Source organism: Rhizobium sp. NZLR1 (assembly GCF_017357385.1).
Classification (GTDB): Bacteria; Pseudomonadota; Alphaproteobacteria; order Rhizobiales; family Rhizobiaceae; genus Rhizobium.
The window spans coordinates 787,163-811,762 of the sequence record NZ_CP071632.1 but is presented as its reverse complement, the minus strand read 5'-3'; the positions used below and the strand labels follow the sequence as shown (position 1 = coordinate 811,762).

Below are 24,600 nucleotides of genomic sequence, written 5' to 3'. Positions count from 1 at the left end.
GCAGCCGAGGCTGCCTTGAATTTGGTGCTGTTCAACAAGAGCTCAGTCGATCACCATCATGTATCGAAAGCCCTCCTGCATAATTCCTTAAATCGGAGATTTAAGGCGCTGTAGGGCTCCAGGCCGCCTCGTTCATACACGGCCCCCAAGTTAGCCTTTAGATTTGACAAACCTTTCTTAACGAAGGGTTTCCATGACAGTGCATTGATCAGTGACAAAAGCTTGCAGCTTCCGGTCCGTTATCAGTCCTTGAGCTCCTCCAGCCCCGCAAAGAGCCGCAAGGCCTCGGGATTGGCGAGCGCCTCCTGATTTTTCACCGGCCTGTTGTGAACGACCTCGCGCACCGCAAGCTCGACGATCTTGCCGGATTTGGTGCGGGGGATATCGGCGACCGGGATGATCTTTGCCGGCACATGCCGCGGCGAGGCGCCGGTGCGTATGCGTGTCTTGATCGCCTTGACGAGATCCTCGGTCAACGTCACGCCGGGGGCAAGCCGGACGAAGAGGATGACACGCACGTCGTCGTCCCACTCCTGGCCGATGCACAGCGCCTCGGCCACCTCCTCCATCTGCTCCACCTGATTGTAGATCTCGGCCGTGCCGATGCGCACGCCGCCGGGGTTGAGCGTCGCATCCGAGCGGCCGTGGATGATCAGACCGCCATGCTCGGTCCATTCGGCAAAATCACCATGGCACCAGACATTGTCGAACCGGTCGAAATAGGCGGCGCGATATTTGGCGCCATCAGGGTCGTTCCAGAACATCACCGGCATCGACGGGAAGGCCTTGGTGCAGACGAGCTCACCCTTCTCGCCGCGCACCGGTCTGCCATCATCGTTCCAGACATCGACCGCAAGGCCGAGGCCGGCTCCCTGGATCTCGCCGCGCCAGACCGGCTGCAGCGGATTGCCGAGCACGAAGCAGGAGACGATATCGGTGCCGCCCGATATCGAGGCGAGCTGCACATCCTCCTTGATGCCCTCATAGACGAAGGTGAAGCCCTCGGGCGACAGCGGCGAGCCGGTCGAGGTCATCAGCCGCAGGCTGGAAAGATCGTGGCTCTTGCGCGGCGTCAGTCCGCTTTTGCGCACCGCATCGATATATTTCGCCGAGGTGCCGAAGATCGCGAAGTTCTCGGCCTCGGCATAGTCGAACAGCACGTTGCCGTCAGGCGCAAACGGCGAGCCGTCGAACAGGCAGAGCGTGGCGCCGCTGGCAAGACCGCTGACCAGCCAGTTCCACATCATCCAGCCGCAGGTGGTAAAGTAGAACAGCTTCTCGCCCGCCTCAAGGCCGCAATGCAGCCGCTGCTCCTTGAGGTGCTGCAACAGCGTGCCGCCGGCAGAATGGACGATGCATTTCGGCACGCCTGTGGTGCCTGAGGAAAACAGGATGTAGAGCGGATGGGCAAAGGCAAGCGGCGTGAACTCGACCTCTCTTGCCTGATAGGGCGCGACGAAGGCATCGAGCGTCGAAGCGTCAGGCGTCTTGCGCGCCACCGCTTCCGCATCGCCGGCATAGTGGACGACGATCGTCGGGACGCCCAAGCTCTTTGCGACCGCGGCGACCTTGGCGCCGACATCCTGCAGCTTGCCGGAATACCAATAGGCATCGCAGGCGATGAACAGCCTCGGGCCGATCTGGCCGAAGCGGTCGAGCACGCCCTGCTCGCCGAAATCAGGGGAGCAGGACGACCAGATGGCGCCGATCGAGGCGGCCGCCAGCATGGCGGCGACGGTCTCCGGCATGTTCGGCATCATGGCGGCGATGCGGTCGCCTTCGGCGATGCCCTGCGCCTTGAAAGCCTGCTGCAGCTTCGAGACCAGCGCGCGCAGCCGGTCCCACGACCAGCGATCCTCGGCCTTGTCTTCGCCGCGGAAGACGATGGCGTCGCCCTCGCCGCGGCCGGCCAGCAGGTTCTCGGCGAAGTTCAGCGTCGCATTGGGAAAGAAGCGGGCCTCCAGCATGCGGTCGCCATTGGCCAGCACCTCTGCGCCGCGTTCGCCCTTGACGCCGCAGAAATCCCAGACGGTCGACCAGAAATTCTCCCGCTCGGCCACCGACCAGGCATGCAGATCCTCAAAGCCGGAAAGCGAAAGCCCGAAATCGGCGTTGCAGCGCTCCATGAAGGCATGGATCGGGCTTCTTGCAACGGCATCCTCCGAGGGCACCCAAAGTGGTCTATTATCCTGCATTCAATTCCTCCTCCCCAATGCCGTCTTATATCATGCTGCATTGCATTATAAAGTGCGGAACCAACGCGATCCCAGCCTATGCATGCAGAAGAACGATGCGTCGCCTCAAAGTGCAACAGCGTCCTTTGCACGTCTGAAAAGACGCGCGGCGCTGTAGGGCATTTGCATATGCCTGATATTTCCTATATCCGCGAAATCAGCGCATAACGGGATGACCGGCTGAATTGCCGGCGGAGATCATGAGCACGTCAAGACATCGCAGGTGGCGCAGGAAGATCGGACCCGTTTCGCGCTGGCTTCCGGCCTTCGCCCGTTTGTCGACAGTCTTCCTGCTGATCGCGCTTGCGCTGTTCGTGGCGTTGAGGGTCGCCGCACCCTATCTCATTTCGACCGGTTTCGTGCGCTCGGGCATCGAGGACGCGCTGTCGAAATGGACGGGTTATCATGCCGAGATCAAAGGTAGTCCGGTTCTGGAATTCTGGCCGACGCCGCGCATCACCCTCAACCAGATCACCATCCGCCAGCCGCGCAAAAGCGGCGACAAGCTGCTCGGCAGCATTGACAGCCTGTCGGCCGATTTCAGCCTCATCGATGCGCTGAGAGGTCGGACGAGCTTTCACGAATTCCACCTGTTGCGCCCCAACCTGGCGTTGACGCGCGACGAGAATGGGCTGATCGACTGGAGTTATGCCGGCCTGCTCGCCCGCGCAATCAGCGGCGTGCGCACCGAAAACGGCGCTGAGGTGCTCGATCCGGATCTCGATGCCGAGATCGGCGCGGTAACGGTCGAAGACGGCACGCTCACGGTCACCGACATCAAGACCGCCAAGGCCTATCATTTCGACAGCGTCACCGCAGATATCGCCTGGCCGAGGCTATCCGGCGCGATCTCCGCGGTCGTCATCGCCCGCATCAATGGCGAGGACCTGAAGGTCGATTTCGCTTCGCGCCAGCCGCTGCTCGCCTTTGCCGGCAGGAATGCCGAGACACGGACGTCGCTCACATCAAACCTGCTGACGGCGCACTTCCAGGGGATTGCCAGCATCGCCAGCCTTTCGGCGCTTTCCGGCAATATCACCGCCAGCATTCCCGATATGCCCGCGCTTCTGACCTGGTCGGGCAAATCGATACCCGGCATCGCAACGCTGAAGAGCGCCTCGCTGGAATCCGACATCATGTCGTCGGGCAACGGGCTGCGCTTCAACAATCTCAGCCTGTCGCTCAACGAAGCGAGTGCCACCGGGGTGATGGACCTTTTCACCCAACCCGGCAAACGACCGAAGATCGGCGGCACGCTCGCCTTCGACGAGATGAACCTCAAGCCGTTCCTCGATGCCTTCGCGCTCAGGCTCGCCGCTGGCGAGGCGGAGGAAATCTCCGCCGGCATAAGCGGGCCGCTGCGGCTGCTCGATGTCGACGTCAGGCTTTCGGCGCGGCGTGCGCAGATGGGTCTCTTCGAGCTTTCCGATGTCGGCGCCAGCATGATCGTTGCCGGCGGCGAAGCGAAATTCGATATCGGCGACAGCCGGTTCGAAGGCGGCGAGATGACCGCGCATCTCGAAGCGACCCAGCGCGACTTCGACGGTGGCGGCAAGCTGCAGCTGTCGATCCGCGATGCCGACTTCGCAGCCCTTGCCGAGCGCCTGCAGCTGAAGGGGCCGCTGCCGCTGGCGACAGGATCGCTCGATCTCGACCTGCAGTCGCCGAAGGCGATCTGGACGACCGGCCTAGCCGACGTCACCGGCAGGCTGCACTTCTGGACAAAGGAAGGCACGATACCCGGCATCGATTCCGCAGCGCTGAGGACGCAGGCAGCCGAAAAACCGTTCTTCCCGCTGAGCGCGGCAGCAGGCGGCGCCTTCGCTTTCAACCAGCTGAACCTTCAGGCCGATTTCGCCAACGGCTCCGCCGAGATGCACGACGTCCATATCGCCGGCACGTCCGAGACGCTGACGCTTTCCGGGGTCATCACCTATCAGTCGAATGGGCTGGCGCTTTCCGGATCGCTTGATTCGACCGATCCGGCCAAGGCGGCAGAGCTGCCGCTTCTGCCGTTCTTCATTGGCGGCTCATGGCCGAACCCGGTGATCTCGCCGGTTCCGCTTCTCGGCGCCACACCGCACGCGCAATAATCCGTTTTCTTCGAATCATCAGGCGCCGGCAGCCGCCGCACGCTCGTCCCGCTGGCGCTGGATTTCCCGGCGCTTGGTGACGATCGAGGCGCAGATGACGCCGACCGCGACGATGGCGATCAGGATCGTGCACACAGCGTTGATCTCCGGCGTCACGCCGAGGCGGACCTGGCTGTAGATTCGCATCGGCAGCGTGGTGGCGCCCGGCCCCGAGGTGAAACTTGCGATCACCAGATCGTCGAGCGACAGGGTGAAGGCAAGGATCCAGCCGGAGAGCACCGCCGGCGCGATGATCGGCAAGGTGATCTCGAAAAAGGTGCGCACCGGCGGCGCGCCGAGATCCTGCGCCGCTTCCTCGATCGAATGATCGAAACTCAAGAGGCGCGACTGCACGACGACGGCGACGAAGCACATGGTGAGCGTCGTATGCGCCAGCGTGATCGTCCAGAAGCCGCGGTCGAAGCCGATCGCGACGAAGAGCAGCAGCAGCGACAGGCCGGTGATGACGTCGGGCATGACAAGCGGCGCGTAGATCATGCCCGAAAACAGCATGCGGCCGCGAAAGCGCGTATAGCGCACCAGCGTCAGCGCCGCCATCGTGCCGAGGATGGTCGCGAAGGTCGCCGACAGCAGGGCGACGCGAAGCGTCACCCAGGCGGCGTCGAGCAGCGCCTCGTTGGTCAGCAGCGATGCATACCATTTCGTCGAGAAGCCGCCCCAGACGGTCACGAGCTTCGACTCGTTGAAGGAGAAAACGACGAGAAGCACGATCGGCAGATAGAGGAAGGCGAAACCGAGTGTGACGGAGGCGATGTTGAACCGGGTCCATTTCAGCATGGCTTATTTCCCCCGCTCTTCGGCCTTGGCCTGGACATTCTGGAAGAAGACGATCGGGATCACCAGGATCAGCAGAAGGATGGTCGCCACCGCCGAGGAGACCGGCCAGTCGCGGTTCGAGTTGAACTCGCTCCATAGCGTCTTGCCGATCATCAGCGTCTGCGATCCGCCGAGCAGGTCGGGAATGACGAATTCGCCGACGGCCGGGATGAAGACCAGCATGCAGCCCGCCACCACGCCGGGAAGCGACAGGGGGAAGGTGACGCGCCAGAAAGCCCGGATCGGCGTGCACCCAAGATCCTGGGCAGCCTCGATCAGCGTATCGTCCATCTTTTCCAAAGCTGAATAGAGCGGCAGCACCATGAAGGGCAGATAGGAATAGACGATGCCGATATAGACGGCGGTGTTGGTGTTGAGGATGATCAGCGGCGTGTCGATTATGTGCAGCGACTGCAAGAGCTGGTTGAGCAGGCCTTCCGGCTTCAGGATGGCTATCCAGGCGTAGACGCGGATCAGGAAGCTCGTCCAGAAGGGCAGGATGACCAGCATCACCAGGGTCGGGCGCAGGCCGCGGGGCGCCTGCGCCATGCCGTAGGCGATCGGATAGGCGATCAGCAGCGTCAGGAAGGTAGAAATCCCGGCGATCACCACGCTCGAGACATAGGCGTTGAAATAGAGCGGGTCGTCGGTGAGGTAGCTGTAATTGTCGAAGGAGAGATCGCCGATTTTGCTCCAGAGGCCGGCCCAGCCCTCGGTGAAAGAGAAGACGGGCTCATAGGGCGGCATGGCGATCGCCGTCGCCGATACCGAAATACGGAAGACGATGAAGAAGGGCGCCAGAAAGAAGAGCAGCAGCCAAGCATAAGGGATGACGATGACCAGGCGATTGTAGAGGCCGGACGTGAGCTTGCCCATGATGTCAATCCTTCAGCAGGACGCCGGCATTCTCGTCGAAGGAGACCCAGACGTCCTGATCGTAGGTGAAGGGGTCGTCGACGGAGCGCTGCGCATTGAGGGATGAGGCCTTGACGATGTTGCCGCTCTGCAATTTCACATGGAAGACGGTCATGTCGCCGAGATACGCGATATCCCAGAGTTCGCCTCTGGCGGCGTTGACCGAAGCGTTGATGGGAGGCGTCCGCCCGACCCGCATTTTTTCCGGCCGGATGGCGAAGCCGGCGGCGCTGCCCGCCGAGGGTGTTTCGGAAGCGGCGACACGCACGCTGAAGCCGCTATCGACGGCAATCTCGACGGTGCCGTTGCCCGATGAGGCAACTTTTCCGTCGAAGATGTTCACGTCGCCAATGAAATCCGCGACGAAACGGCAATTCGGCGCCTCGTAGATCTCCGCCGGCGTCGCCACCTGCACGACCTTGCCGTGGCTCATGACGGCGATACGATCGGCCATGGTCATCGCCTCTTCCTGGTCGTGGGTGACGACGACGAAGGTGAGGCCGAGGCTCTGCTGCAGGTCCATCAGTTCGAACTGGGTTTCCTCGCGCAGCTTCTTATCGAGCGCGCCGAGCGGTTCGTCGAGCAGCAGCACCTTCGGGCGCTTGGCAAGCGAACGGGCCAGCGCCACGCGCTGGCGCTGGCCGCCGGAAAGCTGGTTCGGCTTGCGGGAGGCGAACTGCTCGAGCTTGACGAGCTTCAGCATCTGCGAGACGCGCTCTGATATCTCGTCCTTCGCCATGCCGTCCTGCCTGAGGCCGAAGGCGATGTTCTTCTCGACCGTCATGTGCGGGAAAAGCGCATAGGACTGGAACATCATGTTGACCGGGCGGCGATAGGGCGGCGTGCCTGCCATGTCAGTGCCGTCGAGCACGATTTCGCCCGAGGTCGGTTGCTCGAAACCGGCAAGCATGCGCAGAAGCGTCGACTTGCCGCAGCCGGAGGCGCCGAGCAGTGCAAAGAACTCGCGGTGATAGATATCAAGCGACAGGTTATCGACGGCGGTGAAATCGCCGAAACGCTTGGTGACATTCTTGATGGAAATGAAGGGCTTGGCGGACGGATCGGTCCAAGGTGCGAAAGAGCGGCGAATATTGCCTAAAGACTTCATATTGTTCCCCGGAAATACATTCTTTGCTTTTGTTCTCGGCTTTTGTTCCCGGATTCGCCCAGCCGGGATCGTCAAAAAAGGCCCGGACGTTTCCGTCCGGGCCGCGATCAGATCATTGGCCGGTGACCACGGTGGTCCATAGCCGCGTCACGAGTCGCTGTGTCTTCGGATCGAGCGGCGGAACGGTGAAGAGCTTCGCCATCACCTCCGGCGTCGGGTAGATCGCCGTATCGTCGAGGACCTCCTTGTCGAGGAACTGCTGCGACGCCTTGTTACCGTTGGCGTAGAAGACGAAGTTCGAGGCCTTGGCGATCACCTCCGGCTTCATCATGTAGTTGATGAATTCATGGGCTTCGGCGACGTGCGGCGCATCCTTCGGAATGCCGAAGACGTCAAAGAAGATCTGCGCGCCCTGCGACGGGACCGAATAATCCACCTTGACGCCGGCATTGGCTTCCTTAGCGCGGTCGCGGGCCTGGAACATGTCGCCGGAATAACCGAGTGCTATGCAGATATCGCCGTTCGCCAGGGCGCTGATATATTCCGAGGAATGGAACTTGCGCACGAAGGGACGAACCGCAACGAGAACCTCCTGCGCCTTCTTCAGATCCGCGGGATCGGTGCTATTGGGATTGCGTCCGAGATAGGCGAGCACGGAGGGCACGACATCCGTCGGGGAATCCAGCATATAGATGCCGCAATCCTTCAGTTTGGCCGCCTTCGCCGGGTCGAACAACGCATCCCAATTGGGCTTTTCGTCGGTGCCGAGGGCAGCCTTGACCTTGTCGACATTGTAGCCGATGCCGGTCGTGCCCCACATGTAGTCGACGCTGTATTCGTTGCCGGGATCGAAGGACGCGACACCCTTCATGATGACGTCCCACATGTTGACCAGGTTCGGCAGCTTCGACTTGTCGAGCTTCTGGTAGACGCCGGCGGCGATCTGGCGCTGCATGAAGGAGACCGTGGGAACGACGACGTCGTAACCCGAACCGCCGGCCAGCAGCTTGGTTTCCAGCGTCTCGTTGGAATCGAAGGTGTCGTAGACGACCTTGATGCCGGTTTCCTTGGTGAAATCCTCAAGGATGGAACTGTCGATATAGTCCGACCAGTTGTAGACGTTGACCACACGCTCCTGCGCAAGGGCCGGCGCGGCGGCAAGGAGCGCGGCAACGGCGGCGGCCGTCACGCTTGGAATGATTGACCTCATGACTTCTCCTGTTTGTTCAAAGCGCCCGCACCCCCGGACGTCTTTTCCCTCTGGTTTTGGCTGCAGACTAAGAAGGAATTTCACAGCTCACAAGCGCAAAATCCTGTGCGCTCAATGATTTCACAATCACTGGAAATCGAAGGCGCTGAGCCCCGCCACCATCTCGTCGAGCCCGAGCGGCCGCGTCACCGGCGGTTCGGCGCGGGAAAGGCAGCCGCGCCGCTCGCAAAGGCGACAGGCCGGACCGATCTCAACCGCATCGAGCGCCGTCGCCTGGCCATAAACCAGAGCCTCGCCAAGGGCGGCGTCGCAGCCGATCAGGATCGCCGTGCGCCGCAGCCTTTCGCCGAATTCGACGCTCGGCCCGTCCAGGGTGCGGGCGACCGTCAGGAAGGATGCGCCGTCAGGCATGACCACCGTTTCGGCCAGAATCTGGCTCGGCTGCAGGAAGGCAGCGTGGATGTTGAGCTTCGGACAGCCGCCGCCGAAACGGGCCTGCGGAAAGCCCTGGGCGCCCGCCCGCCGCAGCCTGTGGCCCGCGGCATCGATCTCGATCAGGAAGAAGGGGGTGGCGGCCGCGCCGGGCCGCTGCAGCATCGTCAGGCGGGCGGCGGCATGGCCGAAGGAGACGCCGAAGCGCGCCCTGAGAATATCGATATCGCAGCGCGTTGCCTTCGCCGCAGACAGAAAGGCTTCGTAGGGCATTGCGAGTGCTAAGGCCGCAATGCGGGCAAGCTCGAAACGGGCGATGCGGCGGGCCTCGGCCGAGGAGAGAGAGAGATCGTCGAGTTCGGCATCGATGGCCGGCAGCAAAGCGAGGGTGGCGGCCTCAACGGCGATCTCGTGCGCGCGGTCGGCCGGTGACAGGCGTTCCGAGATGAAAAGCCGCATCGAGTGGCGATCGAAACGGCGGCGCAGATCCGGCATGACGTGGACGGGCAGGACACGCACCGCGATGCCGCGCTCGGCGCGCAGCCAATCCTTGAGGCCGGCGGCAAGATCGAGGCCACCGGGGAGCGTCGCGGCAAAGGCTTCCGCCGCCGTCTCGATCCGCCCGAAATAGGCAGACCTGCGCTCCAGCGTCTCGCGCACCTCGTCGAGCGGCAACCGGCCGGCAGCGACAGGCGCATGGCCTTCGGCGGCCATCAGCGCCGTCAGGTCCGACAGCCTTGCCGCCTGCTCGCGATAGGCGCGGTAAAGCTTGATCATGCCGCTTGCGGCATTGGGTGCAGCCTCGGCCACCTCGACCAATTCCTGGTCGCCGGGCAATTCGCCCGAAAGCAGCGGATCGGCAAAGACTTCCTTGAGCTGGCCGAGACTGCCGCCGGTCTGCCCGCGCAACTCCTCCAGGTCGACCCTATAGACGCTTGCAAGCTTGAGAAGGAGCTGCACCGTCAGCGGCCGCTGGTTGCGCTCGATCAGGTTCAGATAGGACGGCGATATTTCAAGGGCTTCGGCCATGGCGGTCTGGGTCAGCGCCAGCGCATTGCGGATGCGCCTGACTTTCGGGCCTGCGAATATCTTCCGTTCCGCCATGGCACACCCTTTGACAAGGGAGGGGCGCTTTATTTACAATCTTTTACAAATTCACAGCGCCGCTCTGTCAATCCTCGTCATCTTAACCTCTTTCCGTCCAGGAAATCAAAGGTTTTTCTGGCTATATTGCGTTCCGTTGTCAATCTTGTCATCAGCACCCTTTTGTCGGGTTTTTAGTGAGGAGAGCAGCATGACGGATTTTTACAAGCTTGTTCCAAATTCATCGGCAGGCCGCTTCGACGGCATCGAAAGGCCCTATTCGGCCGATGACGTGCAGCGGCTCAGAGGTTCGGTGGCGCTCCGCCATACGCTAGCCGAATTGGGGGCGGACCGGTTGTGGCGGCTCCTGCACCAGGAGGATTTCGTCAATGCGCTTGGCGCGCTTTCCGGCAATCAGGCCATGCAGATGGTGCGTGCCGGGCTGAAGGCGATCTATCTCTCCGGCTGGCAGGTGGCGGCCGACGCCAACACGGCATCGGCGATGTATCCGGATCAGTCGCTCTATCCGGCCAATGCCGGGCCGGAGCTTGCCAAACGCATCAACCGCACGCTGCAGCGCGCCGATCAGATCGAGACCGCAGAAGCCCAGGGGCTTTCGGTCGAGACCTGGTTCGCGCCGATCGTTGCCGATGCGGAAGCCGGCTTCGGCGGACCACTCAACGCTTTCGAAATCATGAAGGCCTATATCGAGGCGGGTGCTGCCGGCGTTCACTTCGAGGACCAGCTCGCCTCGGAGAAGAAATGCGGCCATCTCGGCGGCAAGGTGCTGATCCCGACCGCCGCCCATATCCGCAATCTTGACGCCGCCAGGCTTGCCGCCGACGTCATGGGCGTCGCGACGCTCGTCATCGCCCGCACCGATGCGGAAGCGGCAAAGCTTTTGACCTCCGATATCGACGAGCGCGACCAGCCCTTCGTCGACTATGATGCCGGGCGCACCGTCGAAGGCTTTTATCAGGTCAGAAACGGCATCGAGCCCTGCATCGCCCGGGCTGTGGCCTATGCGCCGCATTGCGATCTCATCTGGTGCGAGACCTCGAAGCCGGACCTCGATCAGGCACGGCGATTTGCCGAAAGCCTGCACAAGGTCCATCCCGGCAAGCTGCTCGCCTATAATTGCTCGCCGTCCTTCAACTGGAAGAAGAACCTCGACGACGCGACGATCGCAAAGTTCCAGCGCGAACTCGGGGCGATGGGCTACAAGTTCCAGTTCATTACGCTCGCCGGCTTCCACCAGCTGAACTTCGGCATGTACGAGCTGGCGCGCGGCTACAGGCAGCGGCAGATGTCGGCCTATTCCGAGCTGCAGCAGGCGGAATTCGCCGCCGAGGTCAACGGTTATACCGCCACCAAACATCAGCGCGAGGTCGGCACCGGCTATTTCGACGCCGTGTCGCTCGCCATCACCGGCGGCCGGTCGTCGACCACGGCGATGCACGGCTCGACCGAACACGCGCAATTCAAACCGGCTGCGGAATAACCCAACGAGGAGGAGAAGATCATGGCATCCATTTCACGCGTCCGGGAACGGGCCGAGGAACAGGCGACCAGCATGAGCGAGGACCAGCAGACGACGATCCGCATGCTCGCCAACGACCTGCATCGGCTGAACCAATCGGTCATGAAAGCCGTCGAGGCCGGCGTCTCGGTCGAGCTGGTGCGCTCGGCCCGCCATCATGGCGGCGACGGCAACTGGGGCGATCTGCTCATTCCCGTCGTTGTCACCAACCGTCATTGAGGAGAACGCCCGCGCATCCTGGAAAGGGCGCGGGCGCTTCAAAGTACGTCAGCCGCGGCTCGGACGTTTTCCGGCGAAGAGATCGGCATAACTTCTGATCAGCTTGGTCATGCGGTCGGCGACTGTGCGGATCTCCGGGCGATGGCGATCCTCGGCGTTCATGACGATCCATTGGGCGTGGCGCAGTTCCGGTAACTCGCCGCCCTGGCGCTGCAATTCAGGGTCGAGATCGCCGACGAAACAGGGAAGCACGGCCTTGCCGGCGCCGGCGCGCACCAGATCCGGCAGCGAACGCGGCCGGTTGACGGTGGCGACGATCCCGGCTGTGGCATTGGCGTGCGGCCAGCGCAGGTAGGCCGATATCGCCTCCTCCTCGGCAACGGCAATCCAGCGTTCATCGATCTCGGCGGCGTTGCGTCTGATATAGATGGCATAGGCCACCTCGCCGAGCCGGCGGGCGGCAAGATTGGCCTCCTCCGGCTCGAAGGCGCGAATGCCGATATCGCTCTCGCGATAGGCAAGGCTCGCCCGCGCCTCACCGATGGTGAGCGAAATCGCAAAGCCATCACCCGGTATGCGGATGGCGGCGAAATTCTCCGTCAGCAGCCAGGCGACCCAGGTGCCGGCGGCGATCCTCACGGTCGTGCCTCCCTCGCCGGATTGCCGCCAGGCTTCCACCTTGCGGGCGGCGGCCTCCATCTCCTGAAGGTGATCGAGCAGCGCCTGGCCATCCTGGGTCAGGCGGTAGCCGGTCTGGCTGCGCGAAAATAAAGCGCGGCCGACCTCCTGCTCGAGATCGAGCATGCGCCGGCCGACGGTCGCAGGGCTGAGCCCGCTTGCCGTGCTTGCCCCCGTCAGGCCGCCGAGCCGGGCGACCTGCAGGAAAAGCTGATAGGAATCCCAACTCGCGTTTTTCATCGATGAAAAACATAGCGGGATTTTCCCTGTTTATGAAGAGATATTCGATGCCTAAATCAGGAGATGTCTTCTACAGAAAGGACATCGCCATGATCGACTTGATCACCATCGCAGGCATCCAGGGATATCGGCACATCCGCAGGCCAGGCGGCGGCAGGGCGGACGAGGATCAATTCTACGCCGAGTTCGGAGACAACAGCCTCATTCGCTTCGGCGCCTGGTTGACCTCGCTCGACATCAGCCCAAAGCGCGTCGTATCAAAAGTAGGGCGGCGGCGGAAAGCTGCGGCGCAATCCGGCGGCGGCTGCCGCCACGTTTCTCAGGCGACTTTCCTTGTCCCCAGGTGAGCGGGCTCTGCGATGATGCGGAAGCGGTCGATCAGCGCCATCAGCGTATCGGCCTCGCCGGCAAGCAGGCGGCTTGCCTGGGTGGTCTCGGCCACCATCGAGGCGTTCTTCTGGGTCATCTGGTCCATGGCGTTGACGGAACCGTTGACCTCCTGCAAGGCGGCCGACTGATCGCGGCTTGCAGTGGCGATGGTCTCGACATGGCCGCTGATCGCGATGATCTCCTGGCTGATCGAGGCAAGGACGCTGCCGGTCTTCTGGACTAGTTCGGAGCCGACCGTCACTTCCCGGCTGGATGTTTCGATCAGCGACTTGATCTCGCGCGCCGCGTCGGCCGAACGCTGGGCAAGTTCGCGGACCTCCTGGGCGACGACGGCAAAACCCTTGCCTGCCTCACCGGCCCGGGCCGCCTCGATGCCGGCATTGAGCGCCAGCAGGTTGGTCTGGAAGGCGATATCGTCGATCACCTCGATGATTTGCTCGATGCGCTGGGAGGCCTCTTCGATGCGGTCCATGGCGGCGACGGCATCGCCGACGACGGCGCCGGAATTGTCGGCCGTCTTCTTGGTCGCGGCGACGACATTATTGGCTTCGCGGGCACGCTCGGCGGACGAGCGAACCGTGACGGTGATCTCCTCGACAGCCGCGGCGGTCTCCTCGAGGTTTGCCGCCTGCGCTTCGGTGCGTTTCGAAAGCTCGCCGGCGGAGGCCGAGACGGCGCCACTGTTACGCTGGATGGTCGAGGCGCTGTCGCGGATACCGGACAGTGTGTCCTGCAGCCGCAGGAGGGAGGCGTTGAAATCGACGCGCAACTGCTCCAACCGGCCGACGAAGGGCGTGCCGATCGTTTGCGAGACATCGCCCTGCGACAGGCGTCCGAGGCCGGCGGCAAGCTGGTTGACGGCAAAGTCGATCTGGCCGTCGAGCGAGCGCTTGTCGGCGTCGTTCCTGGCGCGTTCGGCATCGCTCAAGGCACGCTGTTCGGCAGCCTGCGTTTCCAGGTCGCGCCTGGCGCGGGCGCTATCGCGGAAAAGCGCCAGGGCCCGGCCGATGTCGCCGAACTCGTTCTTCTTGCCGACACAAGGGATCGCTCCATCGAGATCGCCGGAGGAGATTGCGTGAACGCTCGCGGTCAGCGCCTGCAAAGGCTTCACCGACAGGCGGATGGCATAGAAGGCGAGAACACCGACAATGAGCATGACAATGGCGCCGACGCCGAGAACCAGCATCTGCAGCTCATACATACGCTGGTAATAGACCTCCATCGGAATGCCGATGAAGAGAATGCCGACATTGGCGTTCGACGTGTTCTTGATCGGGAAATAGCCGGTCATGAATTTGCGGCCAAATAGCTCCGCCTGGCCGTAATAGGCCTCGCCCCTGGCGAGCACGGGCTGAGCGGGATGCTCGGCAACGAGCTTGGTGCCGACGGCGCGGTCGCCGTTTTCCTTCTTGACGTTGGTGGAGATGCGGACGTAGTCGCCACCCTGCTTCTGGAAGATCGTGGCAACGCCGGCGATCGACTGCGCGGTCCGGTCGACCAGCGAGTGATCGGCGAGGGCCGGAATGGCGTCTTCCGTGACTGTCGAGAGCCGGTCATCCTTCAGCTCGACCCTGGCGCCCTGATCGGCCGCGCCGTAGAGCACGGCCATGGCGCGGGTGGCATCCCTGGCATCGGCGACGGCGCCGTCCATGACATAACGGCTCAGATTGTAATAGGTCACGCCGACAATGGCGGCGGTGCTGATTGCCAGCAGAAACAGCGTGATCGCAACGATCTGGCGGACGATCGACGTAGAGAAAAGGCGCAGCATCAAAACCCCCGGCAGAAGACCGGGGCTAAAGTAGACGAAAAGCGTTAAGGAAAATTTTCCGTAAATCAGGGCCACAGCATGCCCCTATACGAAACGCGAAACGGCCCCGGAAGCCAGGGCCGTTCTCGTGATGATGGGATCGACGATCAGGCGGCGCGGTAGACCTGCGCCTCGCCCGCCTCGCCATCGATCTTGAACTGCTGGATGAGACGCCGCAGCGAACCCGCCTCGTCGGCCAGTTCACGGCTGGCAGCTGTCGTCTCTTCCACCATGGCGGCGTTCTGCTGCGTCATCTGGTCCATCTGATTGACCGTCGCGTTGACGCTCTGCAGTGCATTGGACTGGTCGTGGCTGGCGCGGGCGATCATCTCGACATGCTGGCTGATCGTGACGATCTGGGCGCTGATCTTGGCGAGCACCGTGCCGGTCTCCTGCACGAATTGCGAGCCGGAACTGACCTCGTTGGTCGACTTGTTGATCAGACCCTTGATCTCCTGCGCCGCGGCGGCGGAACGCTGGGCCAATTCGCGGACTTCCATCGCGACGACTGCAAAGCCCTTGCCAGCTTCACCGGCGCGGGCCGCCTCGATGCCGGCATTCAGCGCCAGCAGATTGGTCTGGAAGGCGATCTCGTCGATGACGCCGATGATCTGCTCGATCTGGCGCGAGGCATCCTCGATGCGGCCCATCGCATCGATCGCATTGCTGACGACGACGGCGGAATCGTCGGCGCTGCGTTTGGCCTGGCGAACGATCTGGTCGGCATCCTTGGCGCGTTCGGCAGAGGAGCGGACTGTAACGGTGATCTCGTCGACGGCGGCTGCGGTCTCTTCGAGCGAGGCAGCCTGCTGTTCGGTGCGCTTGGAGAGATCCTCGGCCGACTGGGCCATCTGGTTGCCGTTGCCCTGGATCAGTTCGACATTGTCGCGGATCTGGCTCATCGTCGCCTGCAGGCGCATCATCGAACCGTTGAAATCCTGGCGCAGCTGTTCGAGACGGCCGATGAAGGGCGTCTCGATCGTCGTCGATATATCGCCCTGCGACATGCGTTCGAGGCCGGCAGCGAGCGCGTTGACGGCGAATTCGATCTGGCGATCCATCTCGCGCTTGTCGGCGTCGTTGCGCTGGCGCTCATGTTCGGCAGCGGCGCGTTCCTCGTCACTCTGCTCTTCGATGCGGATCTTCGAAATGGCATTTTCCTTGAAGATGCCGAGCGCGCGGGCCATGTCGCCGATTTCATCGTGACGCTGCTCGCCGGAGATGCTGGTCTCCAGCGCCCCTTCGGCGATGCGGCGCATGGCGGCTGTGATCTGGCTGATCGGGCGCTGCAGCGTCAGAACCAGGGCGATGCCGCCGAGGATCGACAGGAGGATACCGAAACCGGTAGTGATGACGGAGATGCCGTTTGCCTGGGTGCGCTCGGTACCGGCCGTCTGCTTCTGCAGCTCGGCGAAATCGGTCAGCTTCGTCCAGATCTGGTCGAGCTCCTGGCGGGCAGCGGCATAGGCGGTGACGCGCTCGCCGATCGTATCGACGATCTTCGAGCCGCCGCCGGAGATGGCGTCGAGTGCAGGCTGGATTGCGCCGGATATGCCTTCGGCAAAGCCCATGCCCTTGGCGCTGGTGATCAGCACCTGCATGTCCTTGCCGAGCGTGCCGGCCTGCTGCTGCAGACGCACGAGATTTTCCTTGCTGGAGTTGGCGAGGAAATCGGAAAGCACGATCTGCAGCGAATAGACGGAATTTTCGAGACGCCGGGTATCCTGAAGGACGGAGTTGGTCTGGCCGATGCGGCCCTCGAGCTCGGCGAAACGCTGTGTCGCTTCGCGCATCTTCTGCGTCGCGGTCAGCTGCGTATAGGTCGAGGTCTGGCGGAAGCGCGACACGAGACGGCCGAGTTCGGCGATGTTCTCGTCGGTCGGAGCGGGCATCGCAGTGATTGCCTTGATACTGTCGATGGTCGCGGCCAGGGCGTCGATGACGTTCTTCTGGTTGGTCGGAACCGAGATGGCGATCAGCCGCTGGGATTTGACGATCGCAGGCATCTGTTCGTTGATGAAGGCGATCTTGTCCTCCGGCGTCTGCGGCTTGCTGTAGCCGCTGGCGACGGTGCCGAGGAAATCGCCGCCCTTCAGCAGCCGGTCGGCGGTGCGAAGGGTGATGGTGGCGGCACCCTCGTCGTTCTGAAGCGCGGTCTGCAATTCCTCAGCCTGGTAGGAGACCGTGAAGCGGGTGCTGATCAGGCTCTTCTGCGCCGCGTCGATCTGCTCATGCAGCGCCTGCTCCTGCTCATGCAGACCCCAGAGTTTGCCGACGACGCCAGAAATGTCCTTGGTGCGGCGGGCTGCTTCGGCAAGACTGTCGCGGCCGGCGGCTTCTTCACCAACCTGATTCAGCGTCTGTTCGAGCACGCCCTGCTGGGTAGTCAGATCGGTAAGCAGCTTGTCGCGCGCCTGCTGGCTGGTGACGCGCAGGAAATCGTCCATCGAACCGTAGAGATCCTTGAAGCCGCTCAGCGACTGCAGCACGCTGTTGGATATTTCCATGCGGCCCTGAAGCAGTCCCGAAGCGTAAAGGCCCGTCAGGCCCACCGCCGAAATGGTGACGACGAAAGGCAGAACGAAGATCAGGACTTTCGTCTTGATCCTGAAGCGGGAAAGAATCTTGTCAATCAACATGGCGTTCCGGGCCTTTCATACACCACTCCTCCCGCAGGCGGCCATTTGGCGCCAGCCGGGTGCACATCGAGCTATTCTTAATTTACATTGGGGAACCCGGAGGCCAGGCGGCAGTCATTGCCAGTTCATGTCCAAACAACTTGGAGATGCCCAAATATTCGCGGGCAATTGTGTCAGATTAGATATTAATTTTCGGATAAGCGGTTGCGGCGGATTAAGCCAAGGCGGTGAAATAGTTGCAATTTTGTAAGCCGCAATGCGGCGAGGCGGTAACGCCCGTGCCGTGACATTCGTTGCAGGCCTGAAGACAGGGTCAGATGAAGTGCGAGAGCAGCAGCGCCAGGCTGGCGGCGGTGGCGCCGACTGCCAGCATCAGATAACGCAGGGTGACCATCCGGGCGTTCGGCTTTGCCTCGGCAATTGCGATGGCGCGGGCGCGTCGTGTGTTTCTGGTCATGCTGGAAACCTCACTTCTGTCTGACACAACAATCCAACAAAACGGCTTGCTGGTAAAGCTTATTTAGGAACAGCTTTGCAGACCGCCAATTGAGACAGGATGGCGCACCTCTATTAAGAAGTTTTGAATCGGTATTTCCTTAAAGCGCGTCGCGTCAAATTTGATTCATGCGACGCGCTTTAGTCCTTTGTTTTATGCATGTCGTTGTCCCGGAACCGCTACAGACTTCCGGGCGACATGCATTCGGTTTACGCGCATTCGCCGGCGGCAAATCCGGAGGCCCAGGCCCATTGGAAATTATAGCCGCCGAGCCAGCCGGTGACGTCGACGCATTCGCCGATGAAATAGAGCCCAGGCACGGTTTTTGCTTCCATGCTGCGTGAATCAAGCGTTGCCGTATCGATACCGCCAAGCGTCACTTCGGCGGTGCGGTAACCTTCCGAGCCGGACGGCTTGACCGCAAAGTTCTGGGCTCCAGCAGCAAGGCGCAGCAGCGCCTTGTCGGGAAGGTCGGCCATATTGCCGGCGATTTTCTCACGCTCGACGAGAAATTGCGCCAGCCGTTTCGGCAAGATCTCGGCAAGCGCCGTCTGCGGCGACTGGCGGCCATTACGCTGCTTTGCCGTCTTCAGATGTGTTGCAATGTCGATATCCGGCTCGATCGAAACGACGACCTCGTCGCCTTCGCGCCAGTAGGAGGAAATCTGCAGGATGGCGGGTCCGCTGAGGCCCCGATGGGTGAACAGCAGCGCTTCGCGGAAGGCGGTCCTGTCATGGCGGATTTCGGCCGGGGCGGAAATGCCGGCGAGCGGGGCGATGGCCTCGAGCAAGCCGGGATCGAGCGTCAGCGGCACGAGGCCGGGGCGGGTTTCAAGCACCGGAAGACCGAACTGTTCGGCGAGGCGATAGGCAAAGCCGGTGGCGCCCATCTTCGGGATCGACTTGCCGCCAGTCGCGACGATCAGCGACGATGCTTCAAAACTATCGTCACCGGTCTTGACGCGAAAACCCGCCTCCACCTTTTCGACGGCTGATATCTCGGTGCCGAGATCCAGCTGCACGCCGGTGCTGCGCATCTCAGCGAGCAGCATGCGGATGACGTCTTTGGCGCTATCGTCGCAGAAGAGCTGGCCCAGGGTCTTTTCGTGCCAGGCAATGCCGTGCCGGTCGACCATGGCGATGAAATCGGCGGGCGTGAATCGAGCGAGCGCCGACTTGCAGAAATGTGGGTTGGCGGAGAGGAAATTCTTCGGTCCGGCGTGGATATTGGTGAAATTGCAGCGGCCGCCGCCCGATATGCGGATCTTCTCGCCGGGCGCCCTTGCATGGTCGAGGATCGCGACCGAGCGGCCGCGTTTTCCGGCCCGGATAGCCGCCATCATGCCCGCCGCCCCGGCGCCGATGACGATGACGTCGCTTTTGCGCTGCAAATCCGTTTCCTCGATCAAGACAGCGTCTTCTTTTCCATCAAAGGGCGAAAGTCAACGTTCTCAACCTCTCGCCAATTGGCAAAGTCCGGTTATGATGGCGCCACGATCAACCAGACCGGTGTGTCATGTCCCCAAAAAAGACGACGCTGAAGCCTGCCAGAAACGTACCCGCCTCGAAGAAAACTCCTCCGGACCCCGGATCCCTGCGCGGCGTTGCGAACTGGAAGGAAGCAGCGCGGTGGCTGAGGGACAGGGGCATCGAAGACATCGAATGCATCACGCCGGACCTTGCCGGCGTTCCGCGCGGCAAGATGATGCCGAGCTCGAAATTCACCTCGAACACCTCGCTGGCGCTGCCTTCGGCGATCTACCGGCATACGATTTCGGGCGAGTACCCGGAGGAGACGGAGAGCTTCCGCTACGAGCCGCGCGACAGCGACCTGAAGCTGATGCCCGACCTTTCGACGCTTTCGGTCGTGCCCTGGGAGACCGACCCGACGGCGCAGGTGATCTGCGACATCGTCGATTCCGACGGCGGCGAAGTGCCCTATACGCCGCGCAACGTGCTGAAACGGATCCTGAGCCTCTATCACGACCGCGGCTGGAAGCCGATCGTGGCGCCCGAGATCGAATTCTACCTGGTCGCCAAGAATGTCGACCCCGACTATCCGCTGCACCCGCCGAAGGGCAGGTCCGGCCGCTCGATCCTCGGCGGCCAGGGCTATTCGATCGCCGGGATCAACGAATTCGACGAGTTGATCGACGACATCTACCATTTCTCGGAGAAGCAGGGGCTCGAGATCGATACGCTGATCCACGAAGAGGGACCGGCGCAGCTCGAGATCAACCTGCGCCACGGCAATCCGATCGAACTTGCCGACCAGGTGTTCCTGTTTAAGCGCACGATCCGTGAGGCGGCGCTGAAGCACGACATCTATGCGACCTTCATGGCCAAGCCGATGCAGGCCCAGCCGGGTTCGGCGATGCATATCCATCAATCGGTGGTCAATATCGAGACGGGTAAAAACGTATTCTCCAATGCGGACGGATCGGCTTCGAAGGAATTCTTCCATTTCATCGGCGGCATGCAGAAATTCGTGCCGAGCACGATGGCGATGCTTGCGCCCTACGTGAATTCCTATCGGCGCCTGCAGCCTGATATGTCCTGCCCGGTCAACAATGCCTGGGGTTACGACAACCGGACGACGGCCTTCCGCGTTCCGGTTTCCGATCCGCAGGCGCGGCGCGTCGAAAACCGGCTCCCGAGCTCGGACGCCAATCCCTATCTGGCGCTTGCCGCCTCGCTCGCCGCCGGCCTGCTCGGCATCATGAAGCAGATTGAGCCGACGGCGCCGACGGAGGATTCGGCCAATGAAGGCTCGATCGACCTGCCGCGTGGCCTGCTGGAAGCCGTGGCGCTGCTCGAGGACGAGCCCGCCTTCGAGGAGATTTTCGGCAAGCAGTTCATCGGCCTCTATACCGGCGTCAAGCGCGGCGAGTTCGAGACCTTCATGCAGGTGATCAGCCCCTGGGAGCGGGAATTCCTTCTGCTCAACGTGTGAGGGACCGTCATGGCATCGCAGGAGATGTGGCAGAGCCCGATCTCGCCGGGACTATCCTGGTATCAGGCAACCATCGGGGAGCGGCCCACTTATGCCGCCCTCGACGGCTCGAGAACAGTAGACGTCGCCATCATCGGCGGCGGCTATACCGGCCTGCAGGCCGCCTATAATCTTGCCAAGGCAGGCGTCTCGGTGGTGCTGATCGAAGCCTGCCGCTTCGGTGACGGGGCGTCCGGGCGCAATGGCGGCCAACTTGGCACCGGCCAGCGATGGTGGCCGGAAGAACTCGAGGAGAAGATCGGCTACGAACGCTCGAAGGCGCTGTTTAATCTTGCCGAGGCGGCCAAGCGCCATCTCATCGATTTCGCCCGCGAGCACCAGATCGAGATCGACTATGTGCCCGGCCAGCTCAACGTCGCGCACAAGGCGAGCTACAAACGCGCCTATTACGAAAATGCCCAGATCGCCGCGCTGCGTTACGACTATCCGCACATCAGTTTCATGGATGAGAAGGAAACGCAGGAGCGGCTCGGTTCGAAGCGGTTTCATTGCGGCGTGCGCGATGTCGGCACCGGCCACATCCATCCGCTGAAGCTGCTGGTGGGGCTGGCCCGGGTCGCCGCCAATGCCGGTGCTGCGATCTTCGAGATGACCGCGGCAAAGGCGATCCGCCAGGGTGGCGGCAAGGTGACGATCGAAACCGAAAGGGGAACGATCACCGCCGATCGGGCGCTGATTGCCTGCGATGGCCATATCGACGGCCTCGAACCGGTGACCGCAAGACATGTTATGCCAATCCGCTCTTTCATCGGCGCCACAGCCCCGCTCGACGGGCATCCCGATGTCCTGCCGGGCGGCGAGGCCGTGGCCGATTCGCGCTTCGTCGTGCGCTACTTCCGCAAATTCGGCGACGGCCGGCTGCTGTTTGGCGGACGCGAAGCCTATACGTCGGACAATCCGAAGGACATTTCCGAGCACATCCGCCGACAGATCGCCGAGATCTATCCCGCCCTGAAGGATATCGAGATCACCCATGCCTGGGGCGGCAGCGTCGGCATCACCATGCCGCGCCAGCCATTCGTGCGCGAGGTCATGCCCGGCGTCATCTCGATCGGCGGTTATTCCGGCCATGGCGTCATGCTGTCAAACTACTGTGGCAAGCTCTACGCGGAAACGGTGCTTGGAAAATCCGGTGATCTCGACCTCTTCACATCGCTCGATATTCCTGCCTTTCCCGGCGGCGCCGGCATGCGGGCGCCGTTGCTTTTCCTCGCCTTGTCGTGGTTTGCGCTTCGCGACAAATTTTAGTCCGATTGCGGATTTCCTCTTCCGGAAATTCGCTCTAAAACCGGCGCCTGAGAGATTCATTGCACCGCACACTGGCTTTTTTAAATCGATTAGATTAAAAGAGCCGCCAACCAGCCTGATTGAGAGACAAGCTCATGAGCAGCCAGATCATTCCCGTTGAGCCTTTTGATTATGTCGTCTTCGGCGGCAGCGGCGACCTTGCCGAACGCAAGCTTCTGCCCGCGCTGTATCATCGCCAAATCGAAGGCCAGTTTACGGAACCGACCCGCGTGATCGGCGCCTCGCGCAGCCCGTTGACGCACGAGGAATACCGCAAATTCGCCAAAGACGCGCTGAACGAGCACCTGAAGAAGGGTGAATACGACGAAGCGGAGGTGGAGAAATTCTGTGCCCGCCTCTACTACGTCTCGGTCGACGCCCGCACGGATACCGGCTGGGATCAGCTGAAGAAGCTGCTCGACGAGGGCAAGGATCGAGTGCGCGCCTTTTACCTCGCGGTCGCGCCCGGTATCTTCGGCGACATTTCGCAGAAGATCCACGACCACAAACTGATCACCAAGTCGACCCGCATCGTCGTCGAGAAGCCGATCGGCCGCGATCTCGCCTCGGCGCTGCAGCTCAACGACACGATCGGCCGTGCCTTCAAGGAAGAACAGATCTTCCGCATCGACCACTATCTCGGCAAGGAGACTGTGCAGAACCTGATGGCGCTGCGTTTCGCCAACGCGCTGTACGAGCCGCTGTGGAATGCCAACTACATCGATCACATCCAGATCACCGTGGCTGAAGCAGTCGGCCTTGAGGGCCGCGCCGGCTATTACGATACGGCAGGCGCATTGCGCGACATGGTGCAGAACCACATCCTGCAGCTGCTCTGCCTGACGGCGATGGAAGTGCCATCGTCGATGGATTCGGAAGCCGTTCGCGACGAAAAGCTGAAGGTGCTGCGCGCGCTGAAGCCGCTCAATGCCTCCAATGTCGAGCAGGCGACGGTCCGCGGCCAGTATCGCGCCGGCGCATCGGGCAGCGGCCCGGTCAAGGGCTATCTCGAAGAGCTCGAAGGCGGCGTCTCGAACACCGAGACCTTCGTCGCCATCAAGGCGGAGATCAACAATTGGCGCTGGGCGGGCGTTCCCTTCTACATCAGAACCGGCAAGCGCCTGACCGGACGCATGTCCGAGATCGTCATCACCTTCAAGCCGATCCCGCATGCGATCTTCGACCAGGCGGCCGGACGCATCGTTGCCAACCAGCTGATTATCCGGCTGCAGCCGGATGAAGGCGTCAAGCAGTCGCTGATGATCAAGGATCCGGGCCCGGGCGGCATGCGCCTGCGCAACGTCTCGCTCGACATGAGCTTCGCCCAGGCGTTCAACGTGCGCAATCCCGACGCATACGAGCGTCTGCTGATGGATGTGATCCGCTCCAACCAGACATTGTTCATGCGCCGCGACGAAGTCGAAGCCGCATGGAAATGGGTGGATCCGATCCTCAAGGGTTGGGAAACCACCGGCCAGCAGGTGCAGGGCTATACGGCCGGCACCTGGGGTCCGAGCCAGGCCATCGCGCTGATCGAGCGCGACGGCCGCACCTGGCATGACGATATCTAGGACGAAACCGATGGCATCGACCCTGCATTCCTTCGCCAGCCCCGCAGATCTCGCCGGCAGTCTCGCCGACAAGGTCGCCGATACGCTTTCGGCGGCGATCGCCGCCCGCGCAACGGCGTCCATCGCCGTTTCCGGCGGCTCGACCCCGAAGCTGTTCTTCCAGGCACTGTCGACGCGCGATATCGCCTGGGACAAGGTGACGATCACACTTGTCGACGAGCGTTTCGTGCCGGCCGACAATGCGCGCTCGAACCATCTGCTGGTCGATGCCAATCTCCTACAGAACAAAGCCAAGGCGGCGCGTTTCCTGCCTCTCTATCAGGACACGGCCTCCGCGGAGGAGGCCGCAAGGCTTGCGACCGAGAAGACCAGGGCAATCAGTTCCCCCTTCGACATCGTCATCCTCGGCATGGGTGGCGACGGCCACACGGCCTCGTTCTTTCCCGGCGGCAGCAATCTTGCCAAGGCGCTCGATGCATCGACGCCGCGCGGCATCATCACCATGGAAGCGGAAGGGGCCGGCGAGCCGCGCCTGACCTTCACCTTCTCCAGTCTTGAGGATGCCGCACTCCTGGTTCTCCATATTGAGGGCGAAGGCAAAAAAGACGTTCTCGCCAAAGCAGAGGGCAAAGGTGAAGAGGCAGACATGCCGATCCGCGCCGTTCTGCGCCGGGCCACTTCCCCGGTCGAGATCTACTGGGCTCCCTGATCGGCCGTCAATCCGGATCGACATTCAGGCCAGAGCCGCCGAAACAGATAAGACAAC

Annotated in this window: 19 protein-coding genes; 8 read left to right on the top strand and 11 right to left on the bottom strand. The window is 62.1% G+C overall.

Going from position 1 to position 24,600, the window contains the following annotated elements; translation table 11 throughout:
* Nucleotides 1–242: 242 nt before the first annotated feature.
* On the bottom strand, nucleotides 243–2,195 hold the full coding sequence (locus J3O30_RS04045; RefSeq protein ID WP_207582994.1) for an acetoacetate--CoA ligase: 1,953 nt from the start codon (nucleotides 2,193–2,195) through the stop codon (nucleotides 243–245).
* A gap of 239 nt (nucleotides 2,196–2,434) precedes the next feature.
* On the opposite strand from J3O30_RS04045, the gene J3O30_RS04040 reads away from it, so the two are divergent.
* Nucleotides 2,435–4,327 (top strand): AsmA-like C-terminal region-containing protein, encoded by a 1,893-nt coding sequence (locus J3O30_RS04040; RefSeq protein WP_207582993.1) that lies wholly within the window; start codon nucleotides 2,435–2,437, stop codon nucleotides 4,325–4,327.
* 18 nt (nucleotides 4,328–4,345) lie between these two features.
* Here J3O30_RS04040 and J3O30_RS04035 read toward each other — a convergent pair whose 3' ends face one another.
* The 5 genes from J3O30_RS04035 to J3O30_RS04015 all read right to left on the bottom strand — a co-directional run bounded on the left by J3O30_RS04035 (nucleotide 4,346) and on the right by J3O30_RS04015 (nucleotide 9,972).
* Nucleotides 4,346–5,164, bottom strand: a complete 819-nt coding sequence (locus tag J3O30_RS04035) for an ABC transporter permease subunit (RefSeq protein ID WP_207582992.1) — start codon at nucleotides 5,162–5,164, stop codon at nucleotides 4,346–4,348.
* Between the two features lie 3 nt (nucleotides 5,165–5,167).
* Nucleotides 5,168–6,079: an ABC transporter permease subunit gene (locus tag J3O30_RS04030; RefSeq protein ID WP_207582991.1), complete on the bottom strand. Its 912-nt coding sequence runs from the start codon at nucleotides 6,077–6,079 to the stop codon at nucleotides 5,168–5,170.
* Nucleotides 6,080–6,083: 4 nt separating this feature from the next.
* Entirely contained in the window at nucleotides 6,084–7,226 is a 1,143-nt protein-coding gene (locus J3O30_RS04025) for an ABC transporter ATP-binding protein (protein ID WP_207582990.1), read from the bottom strand.
* A gap of 112 nt (nucleotides 7,227–7,338) precedes the next feature.
* A complete protein-coding gene (locus tag J3O30_RS04020) occupies nucleotides 7,339–8,436 on the bottom strand; it encodes a polyamine ABC transporter substrate-binding protein (protein WP_207582989.1) in 1,098 nt (365 codons plus the stop codon).
* A gap of 126 nt (nucleotides 8,437–8,562) precedes the next feature.
* A complete protein-coding gene (locus J3O30_RS04015) occupies nucleotides 8,563–9,972 on the bottom strand; it encodes an XRE family transcriptional regulator (RefSeq protein WP_207582988.1) in 1,410 nt (469 codons plus the stop codon).
* 190 nt (nucleotides 9,973–10,162) lie between these two features.
* Here J3O30_RS04015 and aceA point away from each other — a divergent pair, with 190 nt between their 5' ends.
* Nucleotides 10,163–11,452: an isocitrate lyase gene (gene aceA, locus J3O30_RS04010; RefSeq protein ID WP_207582987.1), complete on the top strand. Its 1,290-nt coding sequence runs from the start codon at nucleotides 10,163–10,165 to the stop codon at nucleotides 11,450–11,452.
* 21 nt (nucleotides 11,453–11,473) lie between these two features.
* Nucleotides 11,474–11,710, top strand: coding sequence for a hypothetical protein (locus tag J3O30_RS04005; protein WP_003570242.1), 237 nt, complete (start codon nucleotides 11,474–11,476; stop codon nucleotides 11,708–11,710).
* Nucleotides 11,711–11,758: 48 nt separating this feature from the next.
* Here the strand turns inward: J3O30_RS04005 and J3O30_RS04000 are convergent, their stop codons facing one another.
* Nucleotides 11,759–12,628: a LysR family transcriptional regulator gene (locus J3O30_RS04000; RefSeq protein WP_207582986.1), complete on the bottom strand. Its 870-nt coding sequence runs from the start codon at nucleotides 12,626–12,628 to the stop codon at nucleotides 11,759–11,761.
* A gap of 89 nt (nucleotides 12,629–12,717) precedes the next feature.
* Between J3O30_RS04000 and J3O30_RS03995 the strand changes: the two genes are divergently transcribed.
* Nucleotides 12,718–12,975 (top strand): hypothetical protein, encoded by a 258-nt coding sequence (locus J3O30_RS03995; RefSeq protein WP_207582985.1) that lies wholly within the window; start codon nucleotides 12,718–12,720, stop codon nucleotides 12,973–12,975.
* On the opposite strand, the gene J3O30_RS03990 is transcribed toward J3O30_RS03995, so the two are convergent.
* The 4 genes from J3O30_RS03990 to J3O30_RS03975 all read right to left on the bottom strand — a co-directional run bounded on the left by J3O30_RS03990 (nucleotide 12,948) and on the right by J3O30_RS03975 (nucleotide 19,372).
* Nucleotides 12,948–14,789 carry a methyl-accepting chemotaxis protein gene (locus tag J3O30_RS03990; protein WP_207582984.1) on the bottom strand — a complete coding sequence of 614 codons (1,842 nt, stop codon included), beginning with the start codon at nucleotides 14,787–14,789 and terminating at the stop codon, nucleotides 12,948–12,950. The two genes, J3O30_RS03995 and J3O30_RS03990, sit on opposite strands and share 28 nt — an antisense overlap.
* Nucleotides 14,790–14,935: 146 nt before the next feature.
* Nucleotides 14,936–17,467 carry a HAMP domain-containing methyl-accepting chemotaxis protein gene (locus J3O30_RS03985; RefSeq protein ID WP_207582983.1) on the bottom strand — a complete coding sequence of 844 codons (2,532 nt, stop codon included), beginning with the start codon at nucleotides 17,465–17,467 and terminating at the stop codon, nucleotides 14,936–14,938.
* Between the two features lie 313 nt (nucleotides 17,468–17,780).
* On the bottom strand, nucleotides 17,781–17,924 hold the full coding sequence (locus J3O30_RS03980) for a hypothetical protein (protein ID WP_207582982.1): 144 nt from the start codon (nucleotides 17,922–17,924) through the stop codon (nucleotides 17,781–17,783).
* A 248-nt stretch (nucleotides 17,925–18,172) separates the two neighbouring features.
* A complete protein-coding gene (locus J3O30_RS03975; RefSeq protein ID WP_207582981.1) occupies nucleotides 18,173–19,372 on the bottom strand; it encodes an NAD(P)/FAD-dependent oxidoreductase in 1,200 nt (399 codons plus the stop codon).
* 107 nt (nucleotides 19,373–19,479) lie between these two features.
* Here J3O30_RS03975 and J3O30_RS03970 point away from each other — a divergent pair, with 107 nt between their 5' ends.
* From J3O30_RS03970 to pgl, 4 genes are all read left to right on the top strand, one after another.
* Nucleotides 19,480–20,916, top strand: coding sequence for a glutamine synthetase family protein (locus tag J3O30_RS03970; RefSeq protein ID WP_207582980.1), 1,437 nt, complete (start codon nucleotides 19,480–19,482; stop codon nucleotides 20,914–20,916).
* A gap of 9 nt (nucleotides 20,917–20,925) precedes the next feature.
* Complete coding sequence (locus J3O30_RS03965; protein ID WP_207582979.1) at nucleotides 20,926–22,224, top strand: FAD-binding oxidoreductase; 1,299 nt, start codon at nucleotides 20,926–20,928, stop codon at nucleotides 22,222–22,224.
* Nucleotides 22,225–22,358: 134 nt separating this feature from the next.
* Nucleotides 22,359–23,834 carry a glucose-6-phosphate dehydrogenase gene (gene zwf / locus J3O30_RS03960; RefSeq protein WP_007633233.1) on the top strand — a complete coding sequence of 492 codons (1,476 nt, stop codon included), beginning with the start codon at nucleotides 22,359–22,361 and terminating at the stop codon, nucleotides 23,832–23,834.
* A gap of 10 nt (nucleotides 23,835–23,844) precedes the next feature.
* A complete protein-coding gene (gene pgl / locus J3O30_RS03955; protein ID WP_207582978.1) occupies nucleotides 23,845–24,543 on the top strand; it encodes a 6-phosphogluconolactonase in 699 nt (232 codons plus the stop codon).
* The last annotated feature ends 57 nt before the right edge of the window (nucleotides 24,544–24,600 follow it).

Excerpts from the sequence above, each read along its gene's own strand:
- J3O30_RS04045 (WP_207582994.1), bottom strand. The coding sequence starts at position 2,195 with ATGCAGGATAATAGACCACTTTGGGTGCCCTCGGAGGATGCCGTTGCA.
- J3O30_RS04040 (WP_207582993.1), top strand. The coding sequence starts at position 2,435 with ATGAGCACGTCAAGACATCGCAGGTGGCGCAGGAAGATCGGACCCGTT.
- J3O30_RS04035 (WP_207582992.1), bottom strand. The coding sequence starts at position 5,164 with ATGCTGAAATGGACCCGGTTCAACATCGCCTCCGTCACACTCGGTTTC.
- J3O30_RS04030 (WP_207582991.1), bottom strand. The coding sequence starts at position 6,079 with ATGGGCAAGCTCACGTCCGGCCTCTACAATCGCCTGGTCATCGTCATC.
- J3O30_RS04025 (WP_207582990.1), bottom strand. The coding sequence starts at position 7,226 with ATGAAGTCTTTAGGCAATATTCGCCGCTCTTTCGCACCTTGGACCGAT.
- J3O30_RS04020 (WP_207582989.1), bottom strand. The coding sequence starts at position 8,436 with ATGAGGTCAATCATTCCAAGCGTGACGGCCGCCGCCGTTGCCGCGCTC.
- J3O30_RS04015 (WP_207582988.1), bottom strand. The coding sequence starts at position 9,972 with ATGGCGGAACGGAAGATATTCGCAGGCCCGAAAGTCAGGCGCATCCGC.
- aceA (WP_207582987.1), top strand. The coding sequence starts at position 10,163 with ATGACGGATTTTTACAAGCTTGTTCCAAATTCATCGGCAGGCCGCTTC.
- J3O30_RS04005 (WP_003570242.1), top strand. The coding sequence starts at position 11,474 with ATGGCATCCATTTCACGCGTCCGGGAACGGGCCGAGGAACAGGCGACC.
- J3O30_RS04000 (WP_207582986.1), bottom strand. The coding sequence starts at position 12,628 with ATGAAAAACGCGAGTTGGGATTCCTATCAGCTTTTCCTGCAGGTCGCC.
- J3O30_RS03995 (WP_207582985.1), top strand. The coding sequence starts at position 12,718 with ATGATCGACTTGATCACCATCGCAGGCATCCAGGGATATCGGCACATC.
- J3O30_RS03990 (WP_207582984.1), bottom strand. The coding sequence starts at position 14,789 with ATGCTGCGCCTTTTCTCTACGTCGATCGTCCGCCAGATCGTTGCGATC.
- J3O30_RS03985 (WP_207582983.1), bottom strand. The coding sequence starts at position 17,467 with ATGTTGATTGACAAGATTCTTTCCCGCTTCAGGATCAAGACGAAAGTC.
- J3O30_RS03980 (WP_207582982.1), bottom strand. The coding sequence starts at position 17,924 with ATGACCAGAAACACACGACGCGCCCGCGCCATCGCAATTGCCGAGGCA.
- J3O30_RS03970 (WP_207582980.1), top strand. The coding sequence starts at position 19,480 with ATGTCCCCAAAAAAGACGACGCTGAAGCCTGCCAGAAACGTACCCGCC.
- J3O30_RS03965 (WP_207582979.1), top strand. The coding sequence starts at position 20,926 with ATGGCATCGCAGGAGATGTGGCAGAGCCCGATCTCGCCGGGACTATCC.
- zwf (WP_007633233.1), top strand. The coding sequence starts at position 22,359 with ATGAGCAGCCAGATCATTCCCGTTGAGCCTTTTGATTATGTCGTCTTC.
- pgl (WP_207582978.1), top strand. The coding sequence starts at position 23,845 with ATGGCATCGACCCTGCATTCCTTCGCCAGCCCCGCAGATCTCGCCGGC.